This is a genomic window from Peijinzhouia sedimentorum (assembly GCF_049340005.1).
Lineage (GTDB): Bacteria > Bacteroidota > Bacteroidia > Cytophagales > Cyclobacteriaceae > CAXBDP01.
In genome coordinates this window covers 39,618-58,144 of the sequence record NZ_JBMPIY010000013.1, presented here as the reverse complement: position 1 = coordinate 58,144, position 18,527 = coordinate 39,618, and the positions used below count along the sequence as shown (strand labels likewise).

17 protein-coding genes and 1 pseudogene are annotated in these 18,527 nt (G+C 37.8%); 4 read left to right on the top strand and 14 right to left on the bottom strand.

The features are described 5' to 3' along the window. Nucleotides 1-7: 7 nt before the first annotated feature. From ACOXY8_RS14880 to ACOXY8_RS14845, 8 genes are all read right to left on the bottom strand, one after another. The gene (locus ACOXY8_RS14880) at nt 8-592 is read right to left on the bottom strand and encodes a hypothetical protein (protein WP_458332404.1); all 585 of its coding nucleotides are present in this window, start codon (nt 590-592) and stop codon (nt 8-10) included. A gap of 143 nt (nt 593-735) precedes the next feature. Continuing rightward, on the bottom strand, nt 736-1,209 hold the full coding sequence (locus ACOXY8_RS14875; RefSeq protein ID WP_458332403.1) for a hypothetical protein: 474 nt from the start codon (nt 1,207-1,209) through the stop codon (nt 736-738). A gap of 1,372 nt (nt 1,210-2,581) precedes the next feature. Continuing rightward, nucleotides 2,582-2,779 (bottom strand): hypothetical protein, encoded by a 198-nt coding sequence (locus ACOXY8_RS14870; RefSeq protein WP_458332402.1) that lies wholly within the window; start codon nt 2,777-2,779, stop codon nt 2,582-2,584. 279 nt (nt 2,780-3,058) lie between these two features. Next, nucleotides 3,059-3,562 (bottom strand): GNAT family N-acetyltransferase, encoded by a 504-nt coding sequence (locus ACOXY8_RS14865; protein WP_458332401.1) that lies wholly within the window; start codon nt 3,560-3,562, stop codon nt 3,059-3,061. Beyond that, nucleotides 3,559-3,852, bottom strand: coding sequence for a type II toxin-antitoxin system TacA family antitoxin (locus ACOXY8_RS14860; protein WP_458332400.1), 294 nt, complete (start codon nt 3,850-3,852; stop codon nt 3,559-3,561). Before ACOXY8_RS14860 ends, ACOXY8_RS14865 begins: the two co-directional genes overlap by 4 nt. Nucleotides 3,853-4,416: 564 nt before the next feature. Further along, nucleotides 4,417-5,001: a tetratricopeptide repeat protein gene (locus tag ACOXY8_RS14855; protein ID WP_458332399.1), complete on the bottom strand. Its 585-nt coding sequence runs from the start codon at nt 4,999-5,001 to the stop codon at nt 4,417-4,419. A 158-nt stretch (nt 5,002-5,159) separates the two neighbouring features. Beyond that, nucleotides 5,160-6,815, bottom strand: coding sequence for a serine hydrolase domain-containing protein (locus ACOXY8_RS14850; protein WP_458332398.1), 1,656 nt, complete (start codon nt 6,813-6,815; stop codon nt 5,160-5,162). Between the two features lie 71 nt (nt 6,816-6,886). Continuing rightward, complete coding sequence (locus ACOXY8_RS14845) at nt 6,887-7,687, bottom strand: helix-turn-helix domain-containing protein (protein ID WP_458332397.1); 801 nt, start codon at nt 7,685-7,687, stop codon at nt 6,887-6,889. Nucleotides 7,688-7,776: 89 nt separating this feature from the next. Here ACOXY8_RS14845 and ACOXY8_RS14840 point away from each other — a divergent pair. Continuing rightward, a pseudogene (locus ACOXY8_RS14840) lies at nt 7,777-8,002 on the top strand (glucose-1-phosphate thymidylyltransferase); the annotation flags it as partial. Between the two features lie 149 nt (nt 8,003-8,151). Here the strand turns inward: ACOXY8_RS14840 and ACOXY8_RS14835 are convergent. Both ACOXY8_RS14835 and ACOXY8_RS14830 read right to left on the bottom strand, forming a co-directional pair. Then, a complete protein-coding gene (locus ACOXY8_RS14835) occupies nt 8,152-8,901 on the bottom strand; it encodes a DUF1835 domain-containing protein (protein ID WP_458332396.1) in 750 nt (249 codons plus the stop codon). A 346-nt stretch (nt 8,902-9,247) separates the two neighbouring features. Further along, nucleotides 9,248-10,402: an aminotransferase class V-fold PLP-dependent enzyme gene (locus ACOXY8_RS14830; RefSeq protein ID WP_458332395.1), complete on the bottom strand. Its 1,155-nt coding sequence runs from the start codon at nt 10,400-10,402 to the stop codon at nt 9,248-9,250. Between the two features lie 209 nt (nt 10,403-10,611). Here ACOXY8_RS14830 and ACOXY8_RS14825 point away from each other — a divergent pair, with 209 nt between their 5' ends. From ACOXY8_RS14825 to ACOXY8_RS14815, 3 genes are read left to right on the top strand one after another with little or no spacing between them, the layout of a single operon-like run. After that, entirely contained in the window at nt 10,612-11,286 is a 675-nt protein-coding gene (locus ACOXY8_RS14825) for a hypothetical protein (protein ID WP_458332394.1), read from the top strand. A gap of 17 nt (nt 11,287-11,303) precedes the next feature. Beyond that, complete coding sequence (locus ACOXY8_RS14820) at nt 11,304-12,317, top strand: sensor histidine kinase (protein ID WP_458332393.1); 1,014 nt, start codon at nt 11,304-11,306, stop codon at nt 12,315-12,317. Beyond that, nucleotides 12,314-13,063, top strand: a complete 750-nt coding sequence (locus ACOXY8_RS14815; RefSeq protein WP_458332392.1) for a LytR/AlgR family response regulator transcription factor — start codon at nt 12,314-12,316, stop codon at nt 13,061-13,063. Before ACOXY8_RS14820 ends, ACOXY8_RS14815 begins: the two co-directional genes overlap by 4 nt. 2 nt (nt 13,064-13,065) lie before the next feature. On the opposite strand, the gene ACOXY8_RS14810 is transcribed toward ACOXY8_RS14815, so the two are convergent. From ACOXY8_RS14810 to ACOXY8_RS14795, 4 genes are all read right to left on the bottom strand, one after another. After that, nucleotides 13,066-14,100, bottom strand: a complete 1,035-nt coding sequence (locus ACOXY8_RS14810; protein ID WP_458332391.1) for an RluA family pseudouridine synthase — start codon at nt 14,098-14,100, stop codon at nt 13,066-13,068. 216 nt (nt 14,101-14,316) lie between these two features. Then, entirely contained in the window at nt 14,317-14,931 is a 615-nt protein-coding gene (locus ACOXY8_RS14805; RefSeq protein WP_458332390.1) for a hypothetical protein, read from the bottom strand. A gap of 162 nt (nt 14,932-15,093) precedes the next feature. Next, nucleotides 15,094-17,466, bottom strand: a complete 2,373-nt coding sequence (locus tag ACOXY8_RS14800) for a ribonucleoside-diphosphate reductase subunit alpha (RefSeq protein WP_458332389.1) — start codon at nt 17,464-17,466, stop codon at nt 15,094-15,096. 31 nt (nt 17,467-17,497) lie between these two features. Then, entirely contained in the window at nt 17,498-18,490 is a 993-nt protein-coding gene (locus tag ACOXY8_RS14795) for a ribonucleoside-diphosphate reductase small subunit (RefSeq protein ID WP_458332388.1), read from the bottom strand. Between the last annotated feature and the right edge of the window lie 37 nt (nt 18,491-18,527).

Genomic DNA, 18,527 nt, shown 5'->3' with positions numbered 1-18,527 from the left:
GTTTTTTTTAATTTTTCCATTCTACATATTGAGTCGGTCTCTCAGATTCGTCCCAATGAATTTTCAAAGTGTCCTTACTTACCGAAACGATCTTTCCTTTTTGAATAAAGTCATTGTAAAATATTGTCAGGCTGTCTTGGTTTAATAAATACGGCATTGCTCCATCTCCGTCATAGTCAACAACATAAAATTCAGTCGGTTTAAACCAAAAGTCAGCATGAGGTCCGTTAGGGTCTAAAGTCCATATTTTAAAAAGCTTTGTTATATCGATTTTCGGGTTGGTGATTAGTGTCTTATCGGGTCGGTCAATATTTTCATTTTCTAAATCTGTGTTGTATTCCGAGATTGTGTAAGTACTTCTGTTTTGTGCGTCAGCAAGTTGGTTGTAACCTTTTATGCTGTCAGCTTTTTGTGAAACTGCGTGCTCTTTATTGGATTCGAATTCACGCTCTTTAGTTTCATAATTCAATCTTCCGCCTTTGTCCAAGCAACTGTCAACTTTGAAAAATTGGTCAATTTTCGGATAAGCCCAAATTCCTGTCAGAATTAAGAGCAGTCCTAAGGTTAATATGATTAGTCTGTTTCGGTTCATTTATATGCACAACGTTTTGCATATGGCTTGTGGCGGTTTCGAAGCACTTTCCTCTCCACCGAAACCAACGCTGGCTACGGAGCGAAAACTTCGGTGGCTGCCATGCAGCCGGCATAAGCTATATGCGGCGTTTTAACACGTATTTATGTCAATTCGGTATTTATGATACACCCTAAATCAAACCAACTTTTACCTTCTTTTTGAGGAAATACTACAATCCCATTTACTCCACTTCCCTTTATTCCAATTTGAAGGCCTTTTGGGACTTTCGTTCCGAATTCTTTTTCAGCTACCTCTTGGTAATCAATGCCAACATTATTTTTTACGTGGTAAACAGCAGATAGAACAATTCCACGCGGATCGTCATTAGGTTCCAAGAATTTGAGCAAAGCATGCTCTTCGAAAACAGACCTTGGGTTTAGAATGCCATTATCCTCATAAAACGTCTCATATTTTTCGGTATCGTATGGCATTTTTGGAAGGTCATATAATTCACAAAGACGATTGAATAAAATTTCAGCTTGTTCGAATTCGGATTTTTCCATTGTCTGGATTTCGACAACTAAATCATATAATTGCTCGTCTTCGTTAATCCACTTTTCAATTGGGTTTTCCATATATGTTACAACCTGTTTATTTACGAACCTATTCTTTGTATATACCTCAATTTTGTGGGCATTTGCGAATCTGGCCCGTATATTTCCCAATTGCCAGAGGCGGTATTTTATTAATTTTCATTGTTTGCTTATAAACATACGTTATTCAATCTAAATATCCAATTTGTCTATTGGGCTCTTCTTTTGATGATAAGAATTTGGTAGTGAATTACATATCACAAATAAATGCTGGCCAATTAGATTTGCTAATTCTCGTTTTAGTGCGGTCTAATAATTTTTGTTATCATCTGGCTTAGGTTTTTTGCTACGGCTGATCTGATTTTCATTTCCTTTTTGGTTATTTTATTCCATAGCCTAGCTCCTGTTACCTTTTTGGACTCGGTTAAGAAGGCTTTAATCGACACAAAGAAAAATTCAACTATCAACCGTCAACCCTTCTCCCTCCATCAACGTTTGCTATATTCCGTTATCCAAAAATACATCTCAATAAAACCTCAAAATCACCACCCAAAACAGTCCTGAATTTCCTTCAATTCCCAAAGCCTAATCAGCTCATTATCCATGCAAATTTTGCCCAGTTTCAGACCAAATTATGACCAAATCAACCAACCTCTTTGCAGAAAGTCACTTTTTCGAAAATATTCAAATACTATTATTTTAAATACATAAATTTAAAATATGATTTTTTTTTCACTCGATTTTAGCCCATTTTAGTGGGTGTTTACCTTAGGGTTTCCTTGTGCTTTCCTTGTCTTCCCATTGTGCTTTAATTGTACGGAACCTCGCAGAAAACGCATAAAGCGAATATTGCGCAAAAAGTAACATAAAACGAAGAGAACGAATATCACGAAAAATGTGCAATAAACGCATATTGCGAATAAAACGTACATTCATTTTTTTATCCCTAAAGGATTCACCAAATTAGTTCAAAGCCGAAGCAAACCACCCAAAATGGAGGGTGCTGCCAGGCCAAAAAATTACGATGATCATTGAGCAAAATTTGACTCAAAATCGCAAATTTTCGCCCAAAGATCAATGCCCAAAATACGTCCAATTTTTTAAAAAGACCCGCAACTGTTCGACATTTAAAATGTCGTACTCCTGATAAAAAGGATTTGCAATCCGACTTTCGATAACGAGCAAAAATACTGCAAGCAGGGATTAATCGATTTCACGGATTTTTTTTCAACGGAACGAAATAGACCGAAGTTTGGAGGTAGATTCAAAGATTCCCATCACGACCCAATCACTCAACAAGGCATCCACTTCCATTGCATAGTCAAGTTGATGTTGAAAGGCTGGCTCTCGATACATCGTAAGAAAAAAAAACTATAGTACACCCCAATGTATTCGCATTGACTGACCATACCGCCTATTGATTGGGTTGAAACTCCTTGAAAAGGTTCATTTGCTTGGTATAATCAGCAATAAATACCCCGACTATCTCTTGTAAGAAGGCAATCTCTTCATCAGTTGAGCCAGAGCCGATATCGTTGACTGTCTTGATATCGCTAAATCTGGACAGCCTGAGAGATGTCCCGTTTGTTTTTACAACTCTTATGTGCAGCATTTGACCCTATTAGTGCGGTCAAACTAATTAAAAAATGAGATGTCTTACTGTAAATCAATCCCTATTTTTTTCAAAGACTCTGAAGTGGACAAGTCAGGAAAGAAATCTCCTACCGAGTGGCTTTATCAATAAATGACAATTAAGCAACCTCGCTCAGCCATTGCTTAAAAGCGGGCGTGGGGAGTACTTCTTGCAGCTGAAATATTGGTTCTGATTGGTTTTCACTCATTCGCCCATTTATAGGTAGATATCAAATGGATCGTAACGGAATTGCAAATCTCATTCAAATAGTTGCCCAATAGTTTTCATAGGCAAAAACATCTTTTTACTATCGGGAAGCTTTATAAATCCGTACTTTTCGTAGAACTTCTCTGCATTTTGGTCTATTGGATCAACGACTACAGCAAAGCAGCCAATGATCTTAGATAGTTCATAACTTCTTTTCAGGGCATCAACCAAAATTAATTTTCCGATTCCTTGTCCTTGGAATTTAGTGTCTATTGCTAGTCGTCCCAGTAAAGTAGTTGGAATCGCTTCGTATGCGCTTGGTAATTTTCTTCGTATTTCGTTTGGAATAAGTTCTAAGGGAATGTTACTATTCGACAAGGTGTAGTAACCCTTTATCAAATCCGTTTCCGGCTCTTTTATTACAAAACAAGCGGCAAGCTTTCTTTTAATGTCCTGATTTGCTTGTTTATGTATGTAATTGTCCAACATTTCCATACCACATGAAAAGTCAGCTTTTTTATGTATTGAATTTAAAGGTTCTGAGATTTGACTCATTTGGCAAAAAGAGCTTTATATTCATTTGCAGCTTTGGAAAGTTCTTCATTCGGTGTACCAGGATTCATAATGGCATTAAAAAAAATTTCACTGTCTTTTTGAGAAGCTAGAATCCGTTCTTTTTCGGCTATAATCTCCTTTGCCTTTTCTTGTACTGCCATCACAACAAAATCAGTTAAATTTCTATAACCGCCTAGCTTAGCTGCCTTTTCAAAGAAATCTTTTTGCTCTTTCGAAAGCCTCGTGTCAAACCGTGCATTTTTTGAATTCACTTCTTTTGTTTCCATCATAATTATTTTTCTCAAATGTACGTTCAAAATACGTACTCATCAATTCATGTACGTTATTTTAACGTACGCAACTTCTATTATGTTAAGGTGGTTTACGAAATTCTTAGTATTTTATCTAAATGACTTTCTAAATTCTTGTTCCCAGTTTTTTCTTGGAGAGGAGATTGGTTTAATAATTATATGTTCTTTCTCAAGAATCAGCTCTACTTTGTCCTTAATGTTGAATTTATCTAAAATAGCCTTGCTCAAACGAAGCCCTTTTGAGTTTCAAATTTTAATAATCGATACTTCCATAATTTCTTAAATGCTAATAAAAAAGTAAGTGCATTTTGATGAAATGTCAAAATCGCTGCGTTTTAATGCTAGCAAATGGCGTTATAGTATGCGGCAGAATGCAGGCTTTATTCCTTTTCTGCATTATCTGTCATCATGCGAAACAGAACTGTTCACTTGCCACTATCAACATCATTCATTGGTTTTATTATATATTGACAACAGCTGAGTATTTGACACTTGTCCCGCAGGAAGTGTAATATACACAATGCTATAGCGAGTTATTCTATTCTATTTTTGTCGAAATAGGTCAGTCAAGTATTGTTCTTTGTCAAAGTCCGCAAGTATTTGAATTGTATAATCATTTGGATTTTCTTGGAGCAACTTCTGGATTTCTGTTTTTCCTTCTTTCTTTTCACCAAGGAGCAAAAGTGCATAAGCTCGATTTAGCCTGTTCTCGAATTTATTCTTGTCTGATGTTTCGAGTCGCTTTTTGAAAATATCAAGAGCCTTTGAATATTGTTCTTTTGCTTTGTCAGTGTTTCCATTATAATCGTAAAGCATTCCAAGCATAATAACTGCTTCTGCTATGTTGGGCTTTAATTCAACACTTTTCTCTGCTGATCTTATTGCTTTGTCAATTTCGCCTTTGGTAATGAATAGGTTGATTTTATTATTGTGAGCCAAATAATAATCTGGATCTATTTCAGTCGCTTCATTTAGGAGTAATAATGCACTGTCGGGTTTATTGAGCATTAATTCGGTTGCATAATTGTTCAAAGCAATCGCTTTCTTGTCGTAACCCTGTTCGTTTTGAGAATCACAGGAAAAGGAGATGAGTACTGAAATTAGCAGAATGATGTTGGAATGCTTCATTGTCATGGTCTTCTTTAAATACGCTATAACTTTATAGCATTTTATTCCAAGCTCTTTAAAAGTAGCAAAAAATAATATCCAATAATGATTAACAAAGCAATGTATGGGCATTTTAGATTGTGGTACAGTATGATTGCTTAATACAAAACCGGCTTTATTCAGTTTTCAATATAAGGCAGTATGTAATTCTCTAAAATCAATTCAGGTTGTTGAGTATTTCCATTTCTATAATTTCCAGAGGTTATTACAACAACCAATTTTAATTCAGGAATTATGAAAATATATTGACCGCCAGCACCTCTAGCTTCAATGGATTCTAAGCGTTTTTCATTCACCGGATAAGTATTGTGCCACAACAAATATCCATATCCATTTTTATCAATCGTGTTTTCTAAAACATGGTAATTTTTAAAAGAATCATTTATCCAGTCTTCCGACAAAATCTGCTGTCCTTTCCAATTTCCATTATTTAGATATAGCTCACCGAACTTTAACATATCTCTTGGTGTCAAATACATTCCCCCACCAAAATATGGAAGACCGGTCATATCAGTTTGAATAATATAATTTGAAATTGCCAGCTTTTGAAATAAGTTTTTATCCATAAACACTTCCAATGGTTCAGAAACAACAGTGTTCATTGCAACTCCAAGAAGATAGGGATTTGCAGAACCATAGTTTGCGTGCGTGTTGGGTTCATTAATCATCGGTGCTTGGAATATAGTTTTTGTCCAATCTTGGGTAGGTTGATAATTATCTTCTGAGGCCAAGGATCTTCGTTGGATCCCAAAATCGACAGCATCCAAACCCGAACTCATTGTTAAAAGACTTTTTATGTCTATTTTGCTTTTTAAGCTGTCTCTATACACTTGATATTCCTTAGGCAAAAAATCAAAAATGGATTGGTCAACATTATTAAATAATGATTTGTCTTTTGCAATCCCAACTATGGCAGATGATATACTTTTTGATGCTGAACGCATATCGTGAGGGATGTTTGCATCGTATCCATCATAATAATTTTCATAAATCAATTTACCACTCCTTGAAACTAAAACGGAATGCGTATTGGGTAACGAATCTTTTGAAAGTAGATTTTCCAATTCTGGAAGTTGCAGCGAAAATGTTTTATGGTCTGGTTTAAAACCACCAATTTCCCAATCCGTTACAGATTTTTTTAACTCTATTTGTGTAATCGGATATTTGCCTAAAAACATCTCTAAACGAATTCCATTGGACTCTAACTTTCCTCTAAACTGTAATCCGGTTTTGACATCAGTAAACGAAATTAAATCATTTTCTTTTTGAAAATTGTCACACCAAGTTCCCGTAAAACGATTATCTCCAAAAACAGGATAGGCTTGGTAATCATTTCCTGAACCATTTTCCACGCTCAAATAGAAATTTTGAGATTTTAATTCTTCCACCATCAAAATATTCCAAACTCCTCTATAAGAATGGCTTTTCGATTTAATGAGTTTTAAGTGATAGAGAAGCAAACCTGACTTAATGAATCCATTAATTTCTTTTCCATTCTCTGATAGAACACCTTCAAAAAGGTGATTTTCGGCAAAGGAGATGTTTATCTGTAAGTTGTTTTCTATTTCTATTGGATAATTAATGATGTTTTTGCCGTTGGATATTCTAAAAGTGGGATTTTCTAATCCTAGATTATCTATTTCAACCTTTAAATTGAATATTTTGGAATCTTCTATTTTTCCTTCCCAACCACCCGTATAATCCGCCATATCTTGGGCATTGGCTGAAATTGAACAAAGAAGTGAAAGAAATAATACGATAGTTTGGAATCTCATTTTTTGATTTATTGATGAATAAAGTGCAAAAATGAAGATTCTACAATCACTAAAATTGTATAAAATTAACATCAAAGATTCTTTCGTAGAAGTTTGTTTGGTGTGGCATTGTAAACTCGTTTAAAATTTGAGATAAAGTGGCTTTGGTCATAAAAACCGCATTGGTAACAAATCTCTGTCATAGACAATTTGTTAGAAACTATTAAACTAAAAGCCTTATTGAGTTTTAAAAGTCTAATGTAGTTTCCAAGGCTTGTCCCAAAATATCTGTTAAATTCTCTGGATAAATGAACAGGGTGTATCTCTAAAATTGAACTCAAGTTTTTTAAAGAGTAATCAATTTGATCTTCCGAGAGAAGTTCCTTCAATTTTTTAATCCAAATGGGGCTTTTAGAATTTTGCTTTTCAAACTTCTTTATTGTGCTGAATATTTCTATTAAAAATATCTCTATACTAATTTCAGAAAAGGAATCGTTTATTTTAGATTCAACAAACACTTTGTTCATTAAATTTTTAATTAATGGATTCTTTAAGTTCACACTTCCCTCAAAATCAGTTGGATGAATATCATAACTCGAAAACCATTTCTCATTTAGTTCAATGTGAAATCCTCTCGTAAATCCTGGTGGTTTAATATTGTAATGCGCATCTTGCCAATTATGGAATAACAAGCTTCCTGGCTCTAGATAGTAAGACTCCTTTTTATTGGATTCGAATAGTTTGCCTTGAAGCAGATAAGTGAAATATGGATTTTCATGATGATGCCAATCAACTTTACTATGTGTATATTCTGTGTCAGTTATTATAATATTCTTAAAAGCAAACTTCTGATAATGGGTACCATAAAATTCACCTGTTTTTAGCTTGTTCATTATGTCTCCTTAGCTTGTTGCTAACTTTATAGCATTTGTATTCCTCGTTCGTTAAAAGTAGCAAAAAAATAGTACCCACTAATGATTAACAAAACAATTTGCATGTAAGCATTTTAGGCTGCAGCACCGTTTGGCTCGATACAGGTACATTCGCATCATTGATGCAAGCCGCCACCTTCGTACAAGTAATCGAAGAACGCCCAATCGGCTGCATCGAAGAAATCGCCTACAAAATGGGCTTTATCAATAAACAACAACTAAGCGAGCTCACTCAGCCTTAAAAGCGGCTATGGGGAGTATTTGATGAGGATGATTAGGAGTAATTTGACTAAGGATAGTTTCGTAACGGTTGGTATAAGAATAGTAGCCGTTTGCGGGTTTCATCCCTGTCAAGTTATAAGAATGTTGAATTGGGCTATAACCGTTGAATTTACTACTGTCTCGGCTATTATTTTTATCCATTGTTAGCGGTTGTTATTTATTTCATCAAGTAATCTTTTCACTTGTAAATCCCCAAATCCATATATTTGCTCTCTTTTGCAAAACTCTTTAAATATTGGTCCAAATTCAGCAGTATTAAGTTCGTCCATTATCTTAACTAATGATTGACTTGGTCTTCCCATATTTCCATTTGTAGGTATTCGCTCGATGTGGGCTTCAACAGCAGTATCTATGAATGGGTATAAATTTTTTAATCGTTTTGAGGTCTCAATCAACTTTTCAGTATCATTGGTTTGATAAAAATCCCAAAGTAATGCCAGATCGTGGAGCTCTGTTAACTTTAATCTGCTTTCAAAAATTGAAATTAGTTCTGATTTCAATAGCCCACCAAAGCCATATTGGCTTTGTAATTCGGGTCTAATAAGAAATAGTTGATTATTATGATTTGATTTATTTAAAAGGTTTACTACAAACCAAAAGTTCACTTGACAAAACAAGTCATCCTCAAACCATAGATTAATGTCTACATTGTCAGGAATATTTTGGATTTTCTGGAATTCAGGAACTGTCTTTTCGAAATAGTCTTGTTCTTTATATCCATCATAGTTGTTACTGATAAATTCGGCTCTTACTTTAAACAAGTCAGTCAAGCTATTGCCATTCACATTTCCGTCTACTAAGCATTCTCTGGCTACTATAATTTCCCCCTGAATAGTTTCAGGAAATTGCTTTTTTAAAGAATCACCATTTAGTATGTGGTATTGTTTTCTCATTTTTCTTTAATAACCGCTAACGTATTTACATACGAAACTACTTCATATATTTCCCATTTGCCTGAGGTAGTATTTTATTAATTTTCATTGTTTGCTTATAAACATACGTTATTCAATCTAAATATCCAATCGGTCTATTGGGCTATTTTTTTGACAAGACTTTGGCAGTGAATAGTATGTAACGAATAAATGCTGGCCAATTAGATTTGCTAATTCTTGCAGCTTATTGGCCATAGCTATATTAAAAAAAGACCCGAGAGCAGATCTTATAGTATGCTCGCGGGTAGTGCTAATTCCGAAATAGTGCTAAATGACAGCCAATAATTTGGGATAATCCAGAGCGGATTTAACCCAAAGAATCCAACACCTCAATCAAGGCATTTACATCCTCCCGCGTATTATACAAGTGAGGTGATACACGCATGGAGCTGGCTCTCAAGGAAAGAAACACGTTCTTTTCAGCAAGCCTTTTCATAAATTTCTCTCTATCCATATTTTCCGACAAAGCAAATCCAAATAAATGCTTGCTTCTATAGGCAGGATCCTCCACCCAATATCCCTTCTCTTGCAGAAAAGAAACCAGCGGGAGGGATAAATTCTCACAGTAATCTTGGACATTTTGCGGCTCCCAGGCAAGCAGCTGATCAAGGGCTTTTTGAAGCATGGGCACGAGAATAAAATTGCTGGACTCTCCCAAATTGTAGCGGGCTGCTCCAGGTCTGTATTGATGTTCATAATCCATAAGATTGCCGAAATCATCCGATCTTAGTCGGTTCATCCAAGATTCCTCTATGGGTTTGCCATTATTGAAAAACTCACTGTAATAGGCCATCCCGATAGAGTACGGACCCATTAGCCATTTGTAGCCCGCAACGATCAATGCATCAATTTGATATTTGGCCACATCAATAGGCAATGCTCCTACCGACTGCGTACCATCCACCAAAAATACAGCGCCAACTTCCTTGCAGCGCTTACCAATTGTCTCCATATCGTACAATGTGCCATCCATCCAATGCACCATCGAAATAGCTACTACAACAGTATTACTATCAATCGCATTCAGCAAATCTTCATTCCATCGCTTTCCTCGTCCCGCTGAATAAGGTTGCGCTTGTATCATTTCTAACTTTACGCCATTATCTGTGCAGAATCGGTGCAAAGCGAAATAATCACTTGGAAACTCACCTTCTACTGTAATGGCTTTTTGTCCTGCTTTTGCCGGTATATTGGCAAATGCATTAGCCATACCATAGGATACCGAAGGAATCACCGCACACTGCTGAGCTTTGGCATTTATCAATTTGCCGAAGCTCTCCTTTAAGCCAACCGGGCCACTGAAAAAATCATCGTGACCCACCACGGTTGGGTTTTGCTTTTTCAGCAATCCCTCCACGCCGGCAACTTCTACTGACTTAAGCAAGGGCGACATGTAGGCGCAATTGAGATAATGAATACCCGCTGGCAAAGAGAATAAAGAGGCTTGACAAGATAAAGACATGGCTAGTGATTTAATGTGTCTTCAAGTATCAATATTATCTTCAATTTAACAAGAACTCGACTTCCCTAAGGAAGAAATAATCCACAAAGGCAAAATATTATCCATGAGAATGGTACCCAATTCTACGGTTGAGCAAGCAAATCCGACAGTTGGGTAAGTAAGAATTTTACCTCCCGCCTTTCTCATTCACATTTGATAAAAAAAAGGAAATGGAACAATTCTTACAAATCAATTTAGTCATTCACATCATAGGCGGAGTTACTGCCTTGGGAATTGCACCAATCGCATTATCAGTTTCGAAATGGAGTAAAGCTCACAAAGTTTTTGGCTGGGTCTTTTTTGGTGGGATGACGGCCATTTTTATTACATCTTGCATCCTTTCCTACGCCAAGAATATTCCCTTTCTATTTATGATTGGCGTGTTTAGCTATTATGCTGTGCTTTCGGGTATCAGATCTATCCAACACAAAAACATCCACAGCAAAGGCAAAATCGGCAAATTGGATTGGAGCTTAGCTGTAATTTCTGGACTATTCAATTTGGCCTTTATCATTTATGGTATTATCAATATACCCAATACCTTAGGCATATTAGCCATATTATTTGGTGCGGGAGGCATGGCAATGGTTTATGGCAATATGGTATTTTTCCTCAAAGGCTCGAAAGATAAAAAGTACTGGTATTACACCCATGCCGGCCATATGGTGGGAGGTTTTATTGCTACAGTTACAGCATTCTCCGTACAAACGATGCACTTTATGCCGGATCTGCTTCAATGGTTATGGCCTACTTTATTGGGAGTGCCTGCTATGCAAATATGGGAGCGTATTAAGCGAAGAAAATCTAAAATCACTTTGCAAAAAGCCCCTGCCATAAATTCTTAATTTGATTACCTTACAACATGAATTGGAAACTCATCCGTCTAGCGATCGTCTTGTTCGTATTTGGTGCAGCATTTGGCTACCTCACCTGCCCAAATTGCTACGAAGAAAGCTTCCAACTGGGCAGAAATGTGTCGCTTTACACAGCCTCATTGTGGGTTATGTTATGGTTGGGCAATGCCTATACACAAGGAATTTGCGATAAATATATCGACTGGTTGGTAAGTCCAAGAAAACGATTATTTGTTGGGCTTTTGGTTGCAGTGATTTATACCGTGTCCTCAGTTCTGTTACTGACACTCCTTTTTGAGCATATAGGCCAATTCTCAGTAGATTTTGGCAACTCCATTAGTGGTACCTTGATATTCTCAACAGGAATTTCCATTATCATTTGGCTCTTCTTCACAGGTAAAGATTTCTTATTTGCCTATAGACAAATTGCTGTGAATGCAGAAAAGCTCCATACCGAAAACATCACCTCCCGCTTCGAAGCGCTGAAGAGCCAAGTGAATCCACATTTTCTATTCAACAGCCTCAATTCCCTTTCCGATCTTGTGTATGAAGATGCTGACCTAGCCGCCAAGTTTATTAAGCAATTGTCCGAAGTGTACCGATATGTATTGGATAGTAGGGAAAAAGATTTGGTGCCACTCGACGAGGAATTGAAATTTCTACATTCGTACCTATTTCTCCAAAAAATAAGATTCGGTGAGAAACTTCAGTTTGAAGTGAATTTACCCAATTCCTCCGCTCTTCAAATTCCTCCAGTGAGTTTGCAAATACTGGCCGAAAATGCCTTGAAACATAATATTGTAAGCCAGGAAGATCCATTGCAGATATCGATATTCCAAGAAGGGAATTACCTGGTTTTCAGAAATAACTTACAGAAAAAGACCGTACTGAAAGAGGAATCTGCTGGAATAGGGCTAGCGAATATTGAAGCCAGATTTGAAATCCTCAGCCATCAAAAAGTGCAAATAGAAGAAGCGGGAGGATATTTTACTGTGAAATTACCTTTAATCAAGCCATTATGATCCGCATACTAATCCTCGAAGATGAAGCTCCGGCAGCCAAGCGATTGAGTAGTCTTATAGCGCAAGCTGAGGCCGATTCCGAAATAGTGGGATCGGTGGATTCGGTGAAAGCTACTGTAAAATGGCTCAGTGCAAACCCTGCTCCTGACCTCGCTTTCTTTGATATTCAAGTGGCGGATGGCCTGAGTTTCGAGGTGTTCGATTGGGTGGAAATGCCCTGCCCCATTATTTTCTGCACCGCTTATGACGAATATGCCATCAAAGCTTTCAAAGTAAATAGTATTGACTATCTGCTAAAACCAGCCGATTTGGATGAAGTGAAAGCAGCGCTTGCGAAGTTCAAAACGCTCAAAAGCACTCAATCGCAAATAGCGATAGTTGAAACGCTACAGAGTATAACCAAAAGCTATAAAGAACGCTTTTTGGTGAAAATTGGTGAGCATATCAAAACAGTGGCAACAGAGGATATTCAATATTTCTATTCAGTAGATAAAGCCACATTTGCACATACTAGCAGCGGGCAAAACTACCTTATCGACTTATCTTTAGAAAAGGTAGAAAAAATGGTTGATCCGAAACTGTTTTTCCGAATCAACCGCAAATACTTAATTTCCATAGCTGCCATAAAAGATATCGTGAGCTATAGCAATAGCCGATTGCGCATATTGCTTAAAGACAGCAAAGAAATGGATGCTATTGTAGCCCGCGAACGGGTTGCTGAATTTAAGAGCTGGCTGGATCGTTGAGCTTAATCATGATGCTGCACATAGGTATCCCATTTATCCATCACAATTTTAAAATCTTCGGGAAGATCTATTTCAAATTGGACAAACTCTTTGGTAGCAGGATGAATAAAACCCAAAGACTTGGCATGTAAAGCCTGTCTTGGCATCGCCTTAAAGCAATTATTCACAAAAGCCTTGTAGTTAGAAAACTGGGTTCCTTTCAGGATTTTATCTCCACCATACATTGCATCATTGAAAAGCGGGTGGCCGAGGTATTTCATGTGAGCGCGGATTTGATGCGTTCGGCCTGTTTCCAAATTGCACTTGATCAAGGTGACGTAGCGCAGGCGTTTCAATACTTGATAATGGGTGATGGCATGGCGACCAAAATCTGCATCAGGAAAAGCCGTTACCACCCGCCTGTCTTTTAGGCTGCGACCTAAATGCACGTTGATCGTGCCTTTATCTTCTTTTACATCTCCCCATACAAGCGCATAATACGTTCGCTCGATGCTGTGATCATAAAATTGCTTAGCTAGCGAAGACATGGCTCTTTCTGATTTGGCAATTACCAGCAAACCCGATGTATCCTTATCAATACGGTGTACCAATCCTGGGCGTCCTTCATTTCCCTCCATTTCGGGTAAGCTCTTGAAATGCCAAACAAGGGCATTTACCAAAGTGCCCGTCCAATTGTTAAAGGCTGGATGCACTACCATCCCCGGAGGCTTATTAACGATCATCAAATCGCTGTCTTCATGGATGATGTCGAGCGGAATATCTTCTGGCAGAATATCCGTTTCTCGCGGAGGTTCCGGGAGAGAAATCACCACTTCATCGGAAGGACGAACACGATAATTAGGCTTAATTTCATTACCATTTACCAATACATAGCCATCTTTTATAGCAGATTGTACTTTGTTACGGCTGATATTGGGCAAGCGATCCATCAAAAACTTATCAAGACGCGTCAAGGTTTGGCCTTTGTCTGCAACTATTCTATGATGTTCAAATAACTCTTCGTCCTCTATTTCAAAGTCTTCGGGATTCTCTTGCATATTATCTTTCTGATGGCATTAATCTGCAAAGGTAGCTAATTAGCGGGATTTGAATGGGCTTGTTATTAAAGCACCCAATTTCCATTGATCAGAGAGTACTAATTGCTAAAAACGAAAAGGGCTTCCTGTGTGGGAAACCCTTTAAGCTAAACCAAGTAATTGACCAAAAATTAACCTGCTGATAGCTGAACGAAGCTAATTCGGGAATAGTATCTTTTAGTTGACAAAATAGCGGTTGGTACGGCCTCCGCCAATATCAATCCCAACATTGATAGAGAGGAAATCGGGAATGCTTTCGCCAGTAATATGATAGCCTACACTCAGCCTAAAGTGATTGGCATTGATCCCAATTTGTGGTGATAAGCCTGGATTTACTCTTACATTTTGAGATGAAAATTCCACTTTATCATCTTGGTAAAGAAAATCAACTATGGACCTTCTGTACATTCCTCCCGCTATTCCTACAAATGGGCGGACACGCTCTGTGGTGAAATAATAATCGAAGGTGAGCGTAACAGGCACTATGTTAAGCCCATTTATTTCAACCTGATCTCCTTGGATAAATATGCTACTCTCTCCCAAATCGAACCACCCTGTGCGCATACCAACATGAATTTTATCGGTAACAGCGTATCTGGGCGCCATATAAAATCCTAGCCCGGTGCCAGAACCATCCTCCATTCCAAGATTAAAGGGTACTGCCAATTCTATTTGGAATGGCTTGAATTTTCTGGGCTTTTGAGTGCTCTCTTCTTCTTCAGATTGAGCCATTGCCATGCTGAAGCTTACAAATAATAAAGCGACAAGGCTTAATGTAAATTTTGATTTCATGGTGATAATTTTAAAAATGGATAACGCCCTTAGCAATTGTTAGGATACCAAATTATGGCAAAAGGATGATTTCAATTTTAAAAGTAATTATTATCTTAATAAATTAAAGGTCGGCTTCAAAATTGAAACCGACCTTTAATTTATTCTAAATTGAGTTTTGGCTTAACTACCGCACATTTCACAATCATCAGGATTGTCAATAGAACAAGCCACCGCTGCTTGTTGCTCTTCTTTGGTTTTCGCTAGTGTTTTCGGCTCACTGAGGTTGGCTTTGTCAACCGTGAACTTAATTGCATCAGCAGCAGCACGAGTTCTGAGGTAATACATACCTGTTTTCAAACCTAGCTTCCATGCAGCGAAGTGCATGGAGGTAAGCTTACCAAAATTTGCATCCTGCATGTGTATATTCAAGCTCTGGCTTTGGCAGATATATGCTCCACGATCGGCAGACATTTCGATAATCGACTTTTGAGAAATTTCCCAAACGGTGCGATAAATCGCCTTCAAATTATCTGGAATCTGTGGAATATTTTGGATTGAACCGTTGGCAGAGATAATACGGTTTTTCATATTATCGTTCCACAGTCCAAGCGCAATCAAGTCTTTCATCAAGTGCTTGTTCACGATAATGAATTCGCCAGAAAGTGTCCTTCTTGTGTAGATATTCGACGTATAAGGCTCGAAGCACTCATTGTTACCCAATATCTGAGAAGTAGAAGCTGTTGGCATTGGCGCTACTAATAATGAGTTGCGTACACCGTGTTTTTTCACTTCTTGTTTCAGGCTATCCCAATCCCAACGACCTGAGTCCGGTGTAACACCCCACATATCGAATTGGAAAATACCTTTGGAAACCGGAGATCCTTGGAAAGTTTGATATGGGCCTTCTACTTTGGCTATATCCATACTTGCTGTCATTGCAGCGAAGTATATCGTTTCGAAAATATCTTTGTTTAATCGTCTCGCCTCTGGAGAATCAAAAGCTACTTTTTTCAGCATGAAAACATCCGCCAAACCTTGTACACCAATGCCAATTGGGCGGTGACGCATATTGCTTGTTCTTGCTTCTTCTACTGGGTAATAGTTTACATCTATTACATTATTCAGGTTTTTGGTGATGACATATGTAATATCATACAATTGCTGATGATCGAAGTTGCCTTTTTCATCCACAAACTTAGGAAGAGCAATGGATGCTAGATTACAAACGGCTACTTCTTCAGGACTAGTGTATTCAAGAATTTCGGTACATAGGTTACTAGACTTGATAGTACCAAGATTTTTCTGATTCGACTTTTTGTTTGCCGCATCTTTGAATAGCATGTAAGGCGTGCCCGTTTCGATCTGAGATTCTAATATCTCGAACCATAAGTCTTGCGCTTTGATGACTTTACGTGCTCTTCCCTCCCGCTCGTACTTTTCGTACAATCTTTCGAAGTCCTCTCCATAGCAATCAGCAAGTCCTGGAGCTTCGTTCGGGCAGAAGAGTGACCATTCTTCGTTACGTTCAACTCTTTTCATAAACAAGTCGCTCATCCACATCGCGTAGAAAAGATCTCTTGCTCTCATTTCCTCTTTACCGTGATTTCTCTTTAGCTCAAGGAATTCGAAAATATCTGCATGCCAAGGTTCCAAGTAAATAGCAAAACTGCCTTTACGTTTTCCTCCGCCCTGATCTACATAACGAGCGGTCATGTCGAAATTACGAAGCATTGGAACAATGCCATTTGATTTACCGCCTGTACCTCTAATATATGAACCCTTTGCTCTTACATTGTGAATACTCAAACCGATACCTCCCGCCGATTGAGAGATTTTGGCGCATTGCTTTAAGGTATCGTAAATGCCATCAATACTATCATCTTTCATTGTGAGCAAGAAACAAGAAGATAGCTGTGGTTTTGGTGTTGCTGCATTGAAAAGCGTAGGTGTAGCATGTGTAAACCAACGCTCAGACATCAACTTGTAGGTTGTTAAAATTGCATCGATATTATCCATGTGTATACCCACTGCCACACGCATAATCAAATGTTGAGGACGCTCAACTACAATGCCGTCAAGGCGCATAAGGTATGAGCGCTCGAGAGTTTTGAAACCAAAATAGTCGTAGCCAAAGTCTCTATCATAATCAATAGCCGCATCTAGTCTTTTGGCATATTTCTTCACCACTCCATAGGCTTCTGTCGAAATTAAAGGCGCATGTTCTCCTGTTTTTGGATTCACATACGTATATAGCCTTTTCATTACATTCGAAAAGGAACTACTTGTAAGCTTCTGAAGATTCGACACGGCTATTCTTGCTGCCAATATCGCATAGTCAGGATGGCGGGTGGTCATAGAAGCTGATACTTCAGCCGCAAGGTTGTCTAGCTCTTGTGTACTTACGCCATCATAAAGCCCTTCGATTACTTTTTTAGCTACTTCTACCGGATGGATAAAATTATCGTCCAACCCTTGGCAGAGCCTTTCGATGCGGGTGGTAATCTTATCAAACTTTACGGATTCTCTCCTTCCGTCACGTTTAATTACTAACATATTGTATTTGGGTTACAGGGTAAAAAGGGTATTAAAAATCTTCATCAAAACTTATCTTCGGCTTGCCACTTTCATTTTCATTCATCACTCCAGCTTTCTGATATTCGGCAACTCTTTTCTCGAAAAAGTTAGTTTTGCCTTGCATGGAAATCATTTCCATAAAATCAAACGGATTACTTGAGCCGTATATTTTATCACAGCCTAATTCAGCAAGCAATCTGTCTGCAACGAATTCAATGTATTGACACATCAGATCGCTGTTCATACCAATAAGGCGAACAGGCAATGCATCTGTCACAAATTCTTTTTCAATTTCTACCGCATCTTGGATGATCTTAATCACCGTAGATTCTGGCAGTTTATTTTTTAGATGACTGTTGTAAAGCAAACAAGCAAAGTCGCAATGCAAACCCTCATCTCTGCTTATTAATTCATTGGAGAAAGTAAGTCCCGGCATCAATCCACGCTTCTTTAGCCAAAATATTGAGCAGAAACTACCGGAGAAGAAAATACCTTCTACCGCTGCAAAAGCGACAAGTCTCTCAGCAAAAGATCCTTCGTCGATCCACCTCAAAGCCCAATCAGCTTTTTTCTTCACGCAATCAAGGGTTTCAATAGCATTCAATAATTTGTGATGCTCCGATGGATCCTTAATATATGTGTCTATTAACAAGGAATAAGTTTCGCTATGTATATTTTCCATGGCAATCTGAAAGCCATAGAAAAATTTAGCCTCTGTATATTGTACATCATTGATGAAATTCTCAGCCAAGTTTTCATTCACGATGCCATCACTTGCTGCAAAGAATGCAAGCACATGAGAAATAAAATGACGCTCTCCATCATTCAAATTTTCCCAGTCTTTCATGTCCTGACTTAGATCAATCTCCTCTGCCGTCCAGAAACTTGCTTCCGCTTGTTTGTAGAATTTCCAAATATCATTGTGTCTGATAGGAAATAATACAAATCGATCTTTGTTTTCTGTTAAGATCGGTTCCATTACAGCTGTTTCTTTTTCACTCATCTTAATCTGTCTTTTTAAAATTCTAATCTGCCTAAAA